Origin of the sequence: Halodesulfovibrio marinisediminis DSM 17456, from assembly GCF_900129975.1 — a bacterium.
Lineage (GTDB): Bacteria > Desulfobacterota > Desulfovibrionia > Desulfovibrionales > Desulfovibrionaceae > Halodesulfovibrio > Halodesulfovibrio marinisediminis.
Map to the genome: position 1 here is coordinate 645,355 of NZ_FSRG01000005.1, position 13,768 is coordinate 659,122.

A 13,768-nucleotide genomic window follows, 5' to 3' on the forward strand; every position below is an offset into this window, starting at 1 on the left:
GTTAGTAAACACTGATGTCGTGCGTGGGCAGTAACTCTTGAAGTATATAGGTTCTGTGTATCGCTGCTGCTTGATAAAATTTATAAATATCCATCTCTGTAATTAGAGCGCAATCAGAACAGCTTGCCAGTTCTTCGCAGCTGTTTTTCCACATCTGCCCTTTGTAAGGGGGGATTTCTTCCTGACGTCCTTCTAAAAAAACTCCCTGAGCCATGGCAAATTGCCAAAACCCCGAACGTTGATGCTTGTTGCCGGGACTCGCAAAGATGATTGCAAGTGAGTCTTGTATAGTATCGAACGGTACTGGTGAAGTTTCAGCAAGGTCAGGGCGTTGGTTCGCAAATTGCACAAATAAGGCATAGAGTGCTTCTGCTGCTTCCATGAAATCGTCAGTGTTATAACGGCGTATGGTTCGATTCGGATTTTCTTCTGTTTTGTATGACCAAGCGAGGTAAGGCAGATCTGGATATGAAGCTACTGCGCCGTGTCCAAGTGTCCCCATGAGCTCCTTTTCTGATAAGATTCTGATGTTTGGATGAACGTATTCGAATCTTTCAAAAAATCGCATCCGTTCTTCAGCAAGAGCGGAATCTTCATTGAGAGGTTCCATTACTGTGATAGAGTCTTGAGCAATCGTGTTTTTTCGGGAGCTTGCGCCGCAAAAATTGTAGTGTGAGAAGGTGTCTGCAAGCACATGGGCAGCTATTCCCATCAGCTGGGGAGCAAACGGTTTGTGAGATAGGTGCAGGTGATTGTCGACCATCTCTGTGGCGGTAGTGCTGTTCTTCCGGCAGATGAGCCGTTCAGTGAATGTGTCTCCAGAAGCTGCGGGGAGAAAGTGGAAAGGAATCCAAATACTCCGTTGGGCACTTGAAGAGATATTTTCTGTCTGTTCGAAATGATGTCCCGTGGCAACGGCAGTCATCTGTCCACCGTCCGCAAATTGAATAGTCGTTGAAGTAGTGTTGTCATCAACAAACTGGGAGGAATTGGCTATGAGTTCTGCCGTTTCCTGATCTAGTCCCGCAATTCGTGCCAAGGTATATGTCCCGTAATAATGCATATCAATTTGCATGATGTGTTGCCCCCCTGAGTTTGATTGCTGCCAGCTAAAAATCGTTGAAGTTTAAAAGAACATATTATTATTGTTTTACAAAATCAGTTATTTAATACTTTCAAGGTGCCTTTTTAGGGACGAAAAAAAAGGGTGTGGAGGTAATGTTCCACACCCTTATTTCTTGTAACTTTATTAGGCTAAGCTTTCAATTGCGCGTTTAAAGCCTTCTGCTGAGCGGTTGATTACCTCTTCCTCTACACAGAATGTGAGGCGGAAGTAGCCCGGACCACCGAAGCCCGTGCCAGGAACTGCGAGGATTTTTTCCTCCATCAAGCGGTTGCAGAACGTTACGTCATCTCCGCCTGGCGCTTTAGGGAAGAAGTAGAATGCACCTTTTGGAAGATGGAAATCGTACCCTGCATTAGAAAGAACTTTTGCCATGGCATCACGGCGTCTTTCGTAGATGGAAGGATCAACCTGTGCGTCGAGCGCTGCTTTAAGCATGTGCTGGCCAACTACTGGCGGGTTTACAAAGCCGAGGATTCGGTTTGTGAGCATGAGACCGTTAATAAGCTGGCCACGATCTTTCATACGTGGACTTAGGGCTATGTAGCCAACCCGTTCTCCTGCCATGGAAAGATTTTTGGAGAAGGAAGACATGACTACTGCGTAGTCGTACAGAGGGAGGATGCTTGGAACTTCTACACCATCAAAGGCGAGGAAACGGTATGGCTCATCCGCAATCAGGTAGACAGGACGACCGTTGGCTTTGGTGTGCTTCTCAAGCACAGCTGCAAGCTCTGTAAGTTCTTCTTTGGTGTATACCGCGCCAGTAGGATTGTTTGGGGAGTTGATGATGAGTGCGCGGGTTTTTGGGGTAATAGCAGCATCAATAGCATCAACATCCAGCTCGAAGGTGTCCGGTTTGGACATAACTGTCCGGAATGTGGCCTGATGGTTGGATGTGTAGAAGCCGTATTCCACAAAGAAAGGAGCAACGGCGAGAACTTCATCGCCTGGTTCCATAACTGCGCGGAAGAATGCGTTCATAGCGCCAGCTGCACCGCAAGTGAGTACAGCATCGTCAGCTGTAATTTCAACGCCTTGTTCTTTTTTGACTAGGTCAGCAATAATCTGACGTGCCCATGGGAAACCGCCGTTCGGCATATAGCCGAAGGTAAACGGTTTGTTTGTTTCCTTGGCAAGGTCTGTGAGAATGTCCTCGATCATTGCTGGAGCCGGTACGTCAGGGTTTCCGAGACTGAAGTCGCATACTGCATCTGCACCGTATTGCTTCTTCAGAGCAATGCCGGATTCAAACATTTTTCGGATCCATGAAGAGTTCTCGATGAATCCGGTAATTTGAGAGGAGAGAAGTTGCATGAGATACCTCGTATGAATACGTCGTAATTATAGATTGATGACAAAAAATATTAAGCAGCTGTGTCGCTCTAAAGGTTGGAGCGTCGCATGCCGTGTTGGAGCGACGTGTCTTTATATTTTATTAGATTTGACAAGCTTAGCTCTTCGCAAGCGGTACGAAGTAGGTTTTGTCGGTATTTTTTTACTAAATTGTAACTGAAATTGATAGGCAATCTTATGACAACTGTCCAGTTTCGGAGAATAAAAAAACGCCGCACTGTGTAGTGCGGCGTTTTTTTACTTTTAAAATGGCTCAGCCTCCATGCGGAGTCTGTTCCGTCTGTTCACTGCAAACTGTCTGTTGACTTCTGCAATGTTCTTTTTTTGACGGTTCTCATGAATTTCGCTGGCATGGAAGATGCCTTTTGCGGGATCTTCTGATGCAACTAATTCACGGAATGCGTCTTCGATAGCTTTAAGTTCACTATCGTATTGTTTAATCAGCGCTTCCACCTCTGGAATTGTTGTCGGCAAAGACTCTACGTCTTTTTGGCTTGTCTCCACTCTTCTCCTCCCTGTGCTTACGAACCATGGTTGGTTCTGGAAGTGTGTTGTAGAACATCCAGAATGTAGGCATCAGATCGGTGATAGTACCTGGGTTGGAAAGCTGAAGCGGACGGTTGATAAACGCAAGCTGTCCAAGCGCCATAGTCCAGAAAGCATCAGGGCTGGTCCAGAGTTTGGCATGAGGGATGTCTGCATTTGGATGCACTTTATTATCATCAAGAAGCATGTTGGCCTGTGCAGCAAAGCTCTCAATTACTTCGTGGGAAGTGCCGGCTGGTGCAGCAGGGATTTCAACAGGGCTCTTGGTGGCAGCAGCTTTAATGCAAGTAAGTGCCATAGCAAGCGGGAAGTAGCATGCTGGCAGGTTCTGCATGTCAACAGGGTCGGTAGAGTGACCTTTTTCCGGTTTTGCAGCAATAATGCTGTCCGGCTTGACCGCAACAGAGAGACCTACGGATTTGAGCAGGGATACTACAGCGTCGCCCTCTGCGGTGTCTTTAGGCCATGTGCCGCGCAGAACAACTTTACCACCCGCAAAGGCAGGGTATGCAAGAAGGCTTGCGCAGATTGTAGGGTCCATAGTGATTGCAGGGTACACAGGGAAGTCTGGTTCTTCAGGAAGAATAACAAGGCTGGTACCTTCAATCTCATGCTCGATACCTGCAGATTCGAAGATAGGTGCAACAACAGAAAGAGCGTTAGTTGCAGCTTCGTTCTGAGAGAGGTCGAGGGTAACTTTTACGCCCCATGTAGTAGCTGCAACCAGAGTTGCGACTACAGCTTCTTCAGAAAGGCTTTCTGGAAGAACTACTGTTTCCGGAATAGCACCGGAGCATTCGAGGCGTACTGGTAAGCCGTTGGAACGAGGCACTACATGTGCGATGCGAGCGCCAAGCTGTGGCAGGAAGTTACGGAAAGCAGAAAGGTCTGCATCCTTAAGAGTAGAACCGCCAGTCAGCTTGAGAGTGCCGTAGTTGGCTGCAGCTTGAAGTGCGAGAAGGTATACGTTGAACTCGCTGTTACCGGCAAAGATAACTTTGTCGGCAAAATCCAGTGCCTTGGATTCCTTACAGAAGAGGTCGCTACCTTTCCAGCTGAGACGTGCACCAGCCTGGTTGAAAGCTTTTACGATGTCAGACACAGGGTGAGCGGTAGAAATGCCGTTCAGGTTGCACTCAACGCCGTTAGCAGCTGCAAGAGCAATCCAGATCTGAGTCGGGAGCAGGGCAGCTGGTCCTGTAATGTCTACATTAACAGGCTGTGTGTTAGGTGCAAGACCGAAACCGGTCTGGTCTTCTGCGTCATCGCGGGAAATAAAATCAATATCCTGAAGCAAAGTAAACATCTGGTGAGCAAGACGTGGGTCTCGGCTGAATTTGGAAGCAGCTTCTTCCCATGCCAGACGAATTCGCTTTTCATTTGAAATAGAATCAGTACCCGCACCTTCTTTTTTACGGCGGCGGGTCTTCTTAAGAAGCTTTGATCGGCGAGCCAGCAGTTTTAAAAGCTCAAGATCAAGTTCGGAAATTTCTTCAACTAGGGTCATATTTTTTTTCATTGGAATGTAGCCTTACTTTGTGGGTGTGGCGTTCCCCTAGCCTGAAACCGCTAGAGTCGCAAGTGGAAATCTGGCTTTCTTGCAAAAAGTCCTGTTCGAAGGAATGTATCATAAAAATAGAGTCGGTGCGTTTTATAGAACAATGGATGGCTGTTTAATGTTTTTTGGGTGGGTAGAAGGTGAGCAAGGTGTGATGATCAGAGGGGAAGAGCGCAATGTGCATATTTTCACAAAGGCATTATGATTGTGAAAAAGAGCTCGTTTGTGAATGAGTGAACAAGTGGTAAAAATAACAAATATGTTCTTTGGCTTCGTCAACTGTTTGAAATCTAAGGGTAATGGAGACGTGGGCTAGGCTGGGCTGAAAGAGTAAGTGAAAAAAAGTATAAAGTTATGCCTGAATTGCTTGCAACATCCTGCCAATAATTGTAAATATCTACTGTCCATTTGGCTATTCACAGAAGGGCAAGATTTTAGGTTCTTGAAAAAGTGATTGTAAAAACAGGTTGTTATAGAAAAAGGCAAAGTCTTTGTGAAAAAAGTGCACAAGATGCTTGACCTTTTCTTCAAAGCTTTGTTAGAACTTTCACAAGCGATACGGAAAGCGCCCGCATCGCTAACTCTTCCTGATTCGGTGGAGCCCGAATGAGGCGGGAATAGGTTCCTGCTTTATCGACTCCATCGAGTGGTGGACCCCATCGTGGGAAAAAAGCTTTTTAGGTAAACCCCTTAATCGTTGTGTTGGAGGATTAGGTATGCCGACATATGTAGACCCGTCCAAGTGTGATGGCTGCAAAGGTGGCGAGAAAACCGCTTGCATGTACATCTGCCCCAACGACCTCATGATTCTCGATGCAGATGAAATGAAGGCATTCAACCAGGAGCCAGAAGCATGTTGGGAATGCTACTCCTGTGTTAAAATTTGTCCGCAGGGTGCAATCACAGCTCGTCCTTACGCTGACTTTGCTCCGCTCGGTGGCACATGTATTCCAATGCGTTCCGCTGATTCCATCATGTGGACCGTTAAGTTCCGTAACGGTAATGTAAAACGCTTCAAATTCCCTATCCGTACTACTCCTGAAGGCTCCATTAAGCCATTCGAAGGTAAGCCGGAACCAACTGACCTCGATAACGAACTGCTCTTCACTGAAGCAGAGCTCGTTACTCCAATCGAAGCAATGGGTCAGAAGTTTGAAGTTGCAGAAGCTGACATCACCATGGTCAAAAAGGCCTCTGCGGTTTAATTTTTACGGAATTTATTCCTAAGGAGATATTATCATGCCGATGATTCCCGTTAAGGAACAGCCAAGAGGCGTTGCGATTGCTGAACCTGCAATTGTAGAACATGATGTAGACATCCTCATGGTTGGCGGTGGTATGGGTAACTGTGGTGCAGCATTTGAAGCCGTACGTTGGGCTGAAAAATACGCACCTGAGCTCAAAATTCTGCTCGTAGATAAAGCTGCTCTCGAACGTTCCGGTGCTGTAGCACAGGGTCTTTCTGCGATTAACACCTACCTTGGTGACAACACTGCAGACGACTACGTTCGCATGGTTCGTACTGACCTCATGGGTCTCGTACGTGAAGACCTTATCTTCGACCTCGGTCGTCACGTTGACGACTCTGTTCACCTCTTTGAAGAGTGGGGCCTCCCTTGCTGGATCAAAGACGAGAACGATAAAAACCTCGACGGTGCTGCTGCTAAAGCTGCTGGCAAGTCTCTCCGTAACGGTGACGCTCCAGTTCGCTCCGGTCGCTGGCAGATGATGATCAACGGTGAAGCTTACAAGTGTATCGTTGCTGAAGCTGCTAAAAACGCACTTGGCGAAGATCGTATCCAGGAACGTATTTTCATCGTTAAGCTTCTTCTCGATACTAACGAAGAAAACCGCATCGCTGGTGCAGTAGGCTTTAACCTTCGTGACAACGAAGTACACGTATACCGTACCAATGCTATGGTTGTAGCATGTGGTGGTGCAGTTAACGTTTACAAGCCTCGTTCAACTGGTGAAGGTATGGGTCGTGCATGGTACCCAGTATGGAACGCAGGTTCCACTTACACCATGTGTGCTCAGGTTGGCGCAGAAATGACCATGATGGAAAACCGCTTCGTACCAGCTCGTTTTAAAGATGGTTATGGTCCGGTTGGCGCATGGTTCCTCCTCTTCAAAGCTAAAGCAACTAACTTCCGCGGCGAAGACTACTGCGTAACTAACCGCGCAATGCTCAAGCCTTACGAAGATCGCGGCTACGCTAAAGGTCACATTATTCCTACCTGTCTGCGTAACCACATGATGCTCCGTGAAATGCGTGAAGGTCGTGGTCCAATTTACATGGATACCAAGACTGCACTGCAGACCACATTCGAAACTCTTACCCCTGCAGAACAGAAGCACCTTGAGTCTGAAGCATGGGAAGACTTCCTCGACATGTGTGTTGGCCAGGCTAACCTCTGGGCTGCAATGAACATTCAGCCTGAAGAAACCGGTTCTGAAATCATGCCAACCGAGCCTTACCTCCTTGGTTCTCACTCTGGTTGTTGTGGTATCTGGGCTTCCGGTCCAGACGAAGAATGGGTTCCAGAAGACTACAAAGTACGTGCTGCAAACGGTAAAGTATACAACCGTATGACTTCCGTTATGGGCCTCTGGACTTGTGCTGACGGTGTTGGTGCATCTGGTCACAAGTTCTCCTCCGGTTCTCACGCAGAAGGTCGTATTTGTGGTAAGCAGATGGTTCGCTGGTGCATCGACCACAAAGACTACAAACCTGCAGTTGCTGAAGACTCCAAAGATCTTGCGGACCTCATTTACCGTCCGTTCAAGAACTACGAAGCAGGCAAAGCAGTTTCCACTGACCCAGTAGTTAACCCAGAATACATCTCTCCTAAGAACTTCATGATGCGTCTGGTTAAAGCTACTGACGAATACGGTGGTGGTGTAGGTACCTACTACACAACTTCTGAAGCAGCATTGAACACTGGTTTCCACCTCCTCGATATGCTCGAAGAAGACTCCCTCAAACTGGCTGCTCGTGACCTCCACGAACTTCTCCGTTGTTGGGAAAACTACCATCGTCTCTGGACTGTACGTCTCCACATGCAGCACATCGCATTCCGTACTGAAACCCGCTACCCTGGTTTCTACTACCGTGCTGACTTCATGGGTCTTGATGACTCCAAGTGGAAGTGCTTCGTTAACTCCAAGTACGATCCGAAGACTGGTGAAACCACCATCTTCAAGAAGCCTTACTACCAGATCATTCCAACTGCATAATCTGTAGAGCTTCTTACTGAACGTCCGGGGCGGTTGCGGGACACCGCAATCGCCCCTTTTTCTTCCCTTATCAACTCGGTCTAAGCTGAGACAGTAAGTGCTCTCAACTTATTGTCTGTGCTTAGGCCGTTTTGACTATAGGCCCGAAACAATTGTAGGGAGGATTGCTAAATGTCGAACTCCATACTCGTCGTCGGAGGCGGATTCAGCGGCCTTACTGCCGCTCTTGAAGCTGCTGAACTCGGCTACGAAGTGTACATCGTTGAGAAATCTCCATTTCTCGGCGGCAGAGTGGCACAGCTGAATAAATATTTTCCAAAGCTCTGCCCTCCATCCTGTGGATTGGAGATTCAGTTCCAGCGTATTAAAAAGAATCCAAATGTTAAGTTCCTAACAATGGCAACTGTGGATTCTGTGGAAGGCGAAGCTGGAGACTTTACTGTCAAAGTTTCTATCGCTCCACGCTGCACTGCTCCAAGCAGCGCTGACCTTGGTGAACTTGCTTCTTCTCTTGAAAGCGAAGTTGCTGACGAGTTCAACCTTGGGCTTGCAACCCGTAAACCACTTTACATGGACACGCCTTTTGCGTTCCCGAACCGTTATGTTTTGGAACCAAAAAAATTAAGCAGTGCTGACGCAATTAAAGTTGGTGCTTCTGATGCGTGTGACTTGAATGAAGCTCCAAAAGAGATCGAACTCTCTGTTGGCAGCATCATTCTCGCTACCGGTTGGAAACCTTACGACGTTACCAACTTGACCAACCTTGGCGCAGGCCAGATCACCAACTGTATTTCCAACATGCAGATGGAACGCCTTGCTTCTCCTAACGGTCCAACTGATGGTGCTATTACCCGTCCATCCGACGGAAAATCACCTGAAAAGATCGCTTTCGTGCAGTGTGCAGGTTCTCGTGACCAGAACCACCTTGGCTTCTGTTCTTACATCTGCTGCATGGCTTCTCTCAAACAGGCCCTGTACGTTCGAGAGCAGTACCCGGATGCTGACGTAACAATTTACTACATCGATATGCGTACTCCTGGTCGTTATGACAAGTTTATGCGCAAAGCTGTTGCCGACGAGAAACTGCATCTCGTTAAAGGTAAAGTTGCTGGTGTGGAAGAAGACGCAGCAACAGGTGATGTGATTGTTGAAGTTGAAGATGCTGTAAAAGGCCACAAAGCTAAAATTCGTCACGACATGGTAGTACTTGCTACTGGTATGCAGCCAAGTCTTGCAGGCGAAGCTAACCCATTCGGGGTTACTCTTGATGATGAAGGCTTTGTTGTTGGTGGCGAAGCAAAAGGCATCTTCTCTGCTGGTTGTGCTCAAAAGCCTCTGGACGTTATGCGTACTGCTCAGTCTGGTACTAGCGCTGCGCTTAAAGCAATCCAGACGGTTCGCGGGAGGTAGGTAGAATGGCCGAAAGAATTGGCGTATATTTTGACCAGTCTGCACTCGGCATCATTGATGCAGAAGAGCTGAGCACTGGCGTATCTAACAAGTTTGGCGGTACCTGCCCTGTCGTAAAAGTTTTTCCTGTACTTGCTGTATCAAGTGCACGTGAAGAAATCAAAAAAGACATTGTTGAGCATGAGCTTGACGGGATCGTAATCTGTGGTTCTTCTCCTCGTGTAGATTGGGATATCTACGAGTTTGAGAACGTTATTGTTGAGCGCGTAAACCTTCGCGAACAGTGTGCAATGGCGTACAAAAACCCGGACGGAACTATCCCTGCTGCTGGCGGTACTGCTCCTGAACTGCTGATGGCCATGGCAAAAGACTATGTGACCATGGGCATCATTAAGCTTCAGAAAACCGCAGTTCCTGAGCCACCTGAGTTTGAAACTGTAAAAACAATTCTCGTACTCGGTGGTGGTTGGGCTGGTCTTACTGCAGCAAAGCAGGCTGCAGATTACGGTTACGATGTAATTCTCGTGGAAAAAGAAGCACAGCTCGGTGGTAAGGCACTGAATATGCTCAAAACTGTTCCTCTTGAATACCCGTATGAAGAAGCTCATGACACCGGTCTTGAAGCAAAAATTGAAGAAGTAACATCCAACGCGAACATTAAGGTTGTCCTTAACGCAACTGTTGAAAAACTCGCTGGTACTCCTGGTCAGTACACTGCAGAGGTTGCAGGTCAGGAATACAGTGTAGGTGCAGTTGTTCTCGCTGCTGGCTGGAAACCAATGGATGAGGAACTGCTCGCTCCATTCGGTTACGGTAGCATGACGAATGTTGTTACTTCTGCTGAATATGAAAAGCTTGCTAAAGAAGGCAAAATTGACGCTAAGCGTGTTGCATTTATCGTTAACACTGAGGCTGTGACAGGCGGCGACATCTACGCAGCACCTGAAGAAGTTGAAGCTGAAGAAGCTGCTTCTGAAGAGAAAGAAGAAGGTTACGTGCATGAAGATTTGGAATCTGTACGCCACCTTGCATACTCCAGCTACGTAAACTCCATGATTGCCCTTAAGCAAGCAAACTACCTTTGTGATGCACATGAAGATGCACGCGCATACGTGTTGTATGACTCCATGGTAGTTCCTGGTATTCACGAGCGTTACTACAAAGCAGCGCAGGATCGTCTTGGCATTATGATGTCCAAGGCAGAGATCAAAGGCATTACAGAAGAAGACGGCTCTCTCGTCGTTTCTGCTGGCAACACCCTCATGGGTGAAGATGTTGAAATTCCAGTAGATATGGTTGTTCTTCCAACCGGTATTGTTCCTACTACTGCGAAAGATCCAGTAATGAACTTTGATTACCGTCAGGGTCCTGCGTTCCCTGATCTTGATCTCTTCGACGGTTTTGCAGATTCCAACTACATCTGTTTCCCATATGAAACCCGTCGTACCGGCGTTTACGCTGCAGGTTGTGTTCGTCAGCCAATGATGATGGACGCAGCAGAAGAAGACGCAATTGGCGCAACCATGAAAGCTATTCAGTGCATTGAATCAGCTAACCGTGGTGTCGCTGTTCATCCTCGTTCTGGTGACCTTAGCTACCCTGTATTCAACTTTGTACGTTGTACTCAGTGTAAGCGTTGTACTGAAGAGTGTCCTTTCGGCGCTCTGGACGATGATGAAAAAGGTACTCCGCTTCCAAACTTCAGCCGCTGTCGCCGCTGTGGTACTTGTATGGGCGCTTGTCCGGAACGTGTTATCTCCTTCGATAACTACAACATTGACCAGATCGGTTCTATGATCCGTGAAATCGATGTACCGGATGACATGGAAGTTGGCGGCCCGCGCGTTCTGATTCTCGCATGTGAAAACGACGCATACCCTGCACTTGATATGGCTGCTATCCGCGGTAAATCATGGAGCCCATACGTACGTATTATTCCAGTACGTTGTCTCGGCTCTGTGAACGCTATCTGGGTTGCTGATGCAATGTCCAAGGGTATTGACGGCGTTATGCTGCTCGGTTGTAAGTACGGTGATGATTACCAGTGTCACTTTGTGAAAGGCTCTGAGATCTGTAACCGTCGTAAAGACAACATTGCAGAAACTTTGGAACGCCTCGGTGTAGAACCTGACCGCGTAGAACAGTTCGAAGTTGCAATTGACGAGTACGATAAAGTACCTGGTATGATTGATAGCTTTATGGACATGGTCTTCGAGAAAGGTCCTAACCCATTTAAGGGCTACTAGGAGGAGATGGAAAATGGCTCAAAGAATCGAACCTGATCTTCAGTTTGTGAAAGAGTTACAAGCTGTCGGTGGGGACTCGCTGAAAAAGTGCTACCAGTGTGCTACATGCAGCGTAGCCTGCCCCATCTCTCCAGCAAGCAATCCTTACCCACGTAAGGAAATGGTATGGGCTTCCTGGGGGCTTAAAGACAAGCTTCTGAACAACCCGGATATCTGGCTTTGTCATAACTGCGGTACTTGTTCTGACTTGTGTCCGCGTGGTGCAAAACCAGGCGATCTCCTTTCCGCTCTGCGTAACATGGCATACCAGCGCATCAATCCGATGCCTGTAATCGGTAAATGGCTTTCCAGCCCTAAATACCTGGTTAACCTCATTGCCATTCCTGCAATCATTTGGGCCGTAATCTGGTTCATCCGTGCAGGGCAGATTGGTTCTTTCTTCCCAGAAGGCGAGATTGTTTACGGTAAGTTGTTCCCTGGTGATTTCACCATTGACCCTATTTTCATGATCACCTTCTTCGGAATGGTGGGCATCTTCTTCAAAGGTGCAAAGAACCTGCTGGCTACATTTAAGCCGGAAGGTGAAGTACTCGTACTTGGTAAGCAAAAATCCATGTTCCGATGCTTCATTGATGTTGTGATTGAAGAGATTGCAACTCATAAAAAGTTCAAAGATTGTGGCGACGACAAGTCCGACCGTAAGACTGGTCACCTACTTGTGTTCTACGCATTCCTTGCACTGATGGTAGTAACCGGACTTATTGCTGTATCCCACTGGGGCGGCAAAGTTATCCCGATGATCGATCTTTTGCATACACCTCTTAACCTGCTTAACCCTGTTAAGATTCTGGCTAACCTTGGTGCTATCGCTCTGATCGTTGGTATGGCAATCCTTACCAATACTCGTCGCGGTAAAGATCCGGAAAAAACCAAGTCTAATTACTATGACTGGTATTTGTTGAATGTCATCTGGGCAGTCGCTCTGACAGGCGTATTATCCGAGCTCTTCCGCTTGGCCGCTATCCCCCAGATTGCGTACTCCGTGTACTACGTCCACTTGGTAACTGTATGGATGCTCTTCGCGTACCTGCCTTGGTCTAAACTTGGCCACATTGTGTACCGTACCATCGCGCTTACCTATGTACGTCACATGGGACGCCAATAAGAAACGACTATGTGCCTGCCTAGGCGGGCACACTTCTTAAAACAAGAAAAGACCATTACAAAAACAAATCTTTCCTTGATAATAGGAGGCCCAAATGTCTGATGAAGCTCGTAGAGTTTTCAAAATGGAAACAATCCTCGGTTTGATCGCTGGTAAAGGCGGCACCGATGTTTCTGATTTGCTTTGCTACCTCTCTCAGCGTGAACTTTCCGCTGATGAAGAAGGTGTTGTAGCACCTATGTCTAAAGGCTGGCTGTACAGCATGGAACCACGTTTTATGCAGTGCTGTTACGAAGAAGGCGAACCATTTGATGCTTGGACTAAGAAGCAGGCATCAAAGCTTGGCAGCAATGTTTCTATTGAACCAATTCCTGCTGTTGACATGGCAAGCATTTCTATCGTGCTCGATAAATTAGCAGATGCTAAAGCTACAGTTGCAGAACAGTCTTCTGCAATCGAAGGCCTTCAGGCTAACGTAGCTGAGTTTGAGCCGTTTAAAGCTCAGGCTGCTGATCTTGAGAAAAAAGTTGAAGATCTTACAGGTAAGCTTGAAGCTGCCCAGACTGATCTTGCAAAAGCTAAGAAAGAACTCAAAACTTTCGAAGGCAAAGTTGCAATCAACGAAACTGAAGTTGAATCTTCTGTTAAAGATATCGTTTCCCGTGCTGTTAAAGATGCTCTTGCAACCCTTCCTGCAGGTGCAGCAGTTGCTGCAGCAGCTGAAGGTGCAGAAGTTGCTCCAGCAGAAGAAGCACCAGCAGAAGAAGCTGGCAGCTCTGTACCGGATGATTTCGGCTTCGGTGCTTCTGGTAGCGATGACGGCGGATTTGGTTTCTAAGCTTAGCTCAGCTTTAATCCATCCAGTTAGAAAGCCCAACTGCTCTTGTAGTTGGGCTTTTTTTTGGTGTTCAAGATGGGGGTGGGTAGTTGTTCTGAAATATCCCCATATACATTTGTGCGGAACTATGTGTAGGCTCGGATGAAGAGAGCCATAGAGCATGAAACATCTTTATGCAGTGCGTGCTACACAAGTTAGTAGAATTGGATGGCTACCATGACCCATTGGCAGAGGCGGGGTGGACGGAATCGTGCGAGTGAGGTTGTCGAAAAACAACCCAAGCGGGTTA

The 13,768-nt window shown here is 47.3% G+C and carries 10 protein-coding genes; 6 read left to right on the forward strand and 4 right to left on the reverse strand.

Features of this window, described 5'->3' with window-relative positions:
• Position 1: 1 nt before the first annotated feature.
• From BUR09_RS10780 to BUR09_RS10795, 4 genes are all read right to left on the reverse strand, one after another.
• A complete protein-coding gene (locus BUR09_RS10780; RefSeq protein WP_074216936.1) occupies positions 2-1,075 on the reverse strand; it encodes a DUF6765 family protein in 1,074 nt (357 codons plus the stop codon).
• Between the two features lie 174 nt (positions 1,076-1,249).
• Positions 1,250-2,440 carry a pyridoxal phosphate-dependent aminotransferase gene (locus BUR09_RS10785; protein WP_074216937.1) on the reverse strand — a complete coding sequence of 397 codons (1,191 nt, stop codon included), beginning with the start codon at positions 2,438-2,440 and terminating at the stop codon, positions 1,250-1,252.
• A gap of 282 nt (positions 2,441-2,722) precedes the next feature.
• Entirely contained in the window at positions 2,723-2,983 is a 261-nt protein-coding gene (locus BUR09_RS10790; RefSeq protein ID WP_139296817.1) for a hypothetical protein, read from the reverse strand.
• Positions 2,916-4,532, reverse strand: coding sequence for a 3-phosphoshikimate 1-carboxyvinyltransferase (locus tag BUR09_RS10795; RefSeq protein WP_175566021.1), 1,617 nt, complete (start codon positions 4,530-4,532; stop codon positions 2,916-2,918). The genes BUR09_RS10790 and BUR09_RS10795 overlap by 68 nt, the downstream gene beginning before the upstream one ends.
• Before the next feature lie 767 nt (positions 4,533-5,299).
• Here BUR09_RS10795 and aprB point away from each other — a divergent pair.
• The 6 genes from aprB to BUR09_RS10825 all read left to right on the forward strand — a co-directional run bounded on the left by aprB (position 5,300) and on the right by BUR09_RS10825 (position 13,479).
• Positions 5,300-5,788: an adenylyl-sulfate reductase subunit beta gene (gene aprB, locus BUR09_RS10800; protein WP_074216940.1), complete on the forward strand. Its 489-nt coding sequence runs from the start codon at positions 5,300-5,302 to the stop codon at positions 5,786-5,788.
• A gap of 34 nt (positions 5,789-5,822) precedes the next feature.
• The gene (aprA, locus tag BUR09_RS10805; RefSeq protein ID WP_074216941.1) at positions 5,823-7,820 is read left to right on the forward strand and encodes an adenylyl-sulfate reductase subunit alpha; all 1,998 of its coding nucleotides are present in this window, start codon (positions 5,823-5,825) and stop codon (positions 7,818-7,820) included.
• Between the two features lie 171 nt (positions 7,821-7,991).
• Positions 7,992-9,230, forward strand: a complete 1,239-nt coding sequence (locus BUR09_RS10810) for a CoB--CoM heterodisulfide reductase iron-sulfur subunit A family protein (protein WP_074216942.1) — start codon at positions 7,992-7,994, stop codon at positions 9,228-9,230.
• 5 nt (positions 9,231-9,235) lie between these two features.
• A complete protein-coding gene (locus BUR09_RS10815) occupies positions 9,236-11,476 on the forward strand; it encodes a hydrogenase iron-sulfur subunit (RefSeq protein ID WP_074216943.1) in 2,241 nt (746 codons plus the stop codon).
• A 13-nt stretch (positions 11,477-11,489) separates the two neighbouring features.
• On the forward strand, positions 11,490-12,641 hold the full coding sequence (qmoC, locus tag BUR09_RS10820) for a quinone-interacting membrane-bound oxidoreductase complex subunit QmoC (RefSeq protein WP_074216944.1): 1,152 nt from the start codon (positions 11,490-11,492) through the stop codon (positions 12,639-12,641).
• 94 nt (positions 12,642-12,735) lie between these two features.
• A complete protein-coding gene (locus BUR09_RS10825) occupies positions 12,736-13,479 on the forward strand; it encodes a coiled-coil domain-containing protein (protein WP_074216945.1) in 744 nt (247 codons plus the stop codon).
• Positions 13,480-13,768 lie beyond the last annotated feature (289 nt).

Bases quoted from the DNA above. Each gene is read 5' to 3' on its own strand.
- BUR09_RS10780 (WP_074216936.1), bottom strand. From the start codon at position 1,075: ATGCAAATTGATATGCATTATTACGGGACATATACCTTGGCACGAATT.
- BUR09_RS10785 (WP_074216937.1), bottom strand. From the start codon at position 2,440: ATGCAACTTCTCTCCTCTCAAATTACCGGATTCATCGAGAACTCTTCA.
- BUR09_RS10795 (WP_175566021.1), bottom strand. From the start codon at position 4,532: ATGACCCTAGTTGAAGAAATTTCCGAACTTGATCTTGAGCTTTTAAAA.
- aprB (WP_074216940.1), top strand. From the start codon at position 5,300: ATGCCGACATATGTAGACCCGTCCAAGTGTGATGGCTGCAAAGGTGGC.
- aprA (WP_074216941.1), top strand. From the start codon at position 5,823: ATGCCGATGATTCCCGTTAAGGAACAGCCAAGAGGCGTTGCGATTGCT.
- BUR09_RS10810 (WP_074216942.1), top strand. From the start codon at position 7,992: ATGTCGAACTCCATACTCGTCGTCGGAGGCGGATTCAGCGGCCTTACT.
- BUR09_RS10815 (WP_074216943.1), top strand. From the start codon at position 9,236: ATGGCCGAAAGAATTGGCGTATATTTTGACCAGTCTGCACTCGGCATC.
- qmoC (WP_074216944.1), top strand. From the start codon at position 11,490: ATGGCTCAAAGAATCGAACCTGATCTTCAGTTTGTGAAAGAGTTACAA.
- BUR09_RS10825 (WP_074216945.1), top strand. From the start codon at position 12,736: ATGTCTGATGAAGCTCGTAGAGTTTTCAAAATGGAAACAATCCTCGGT.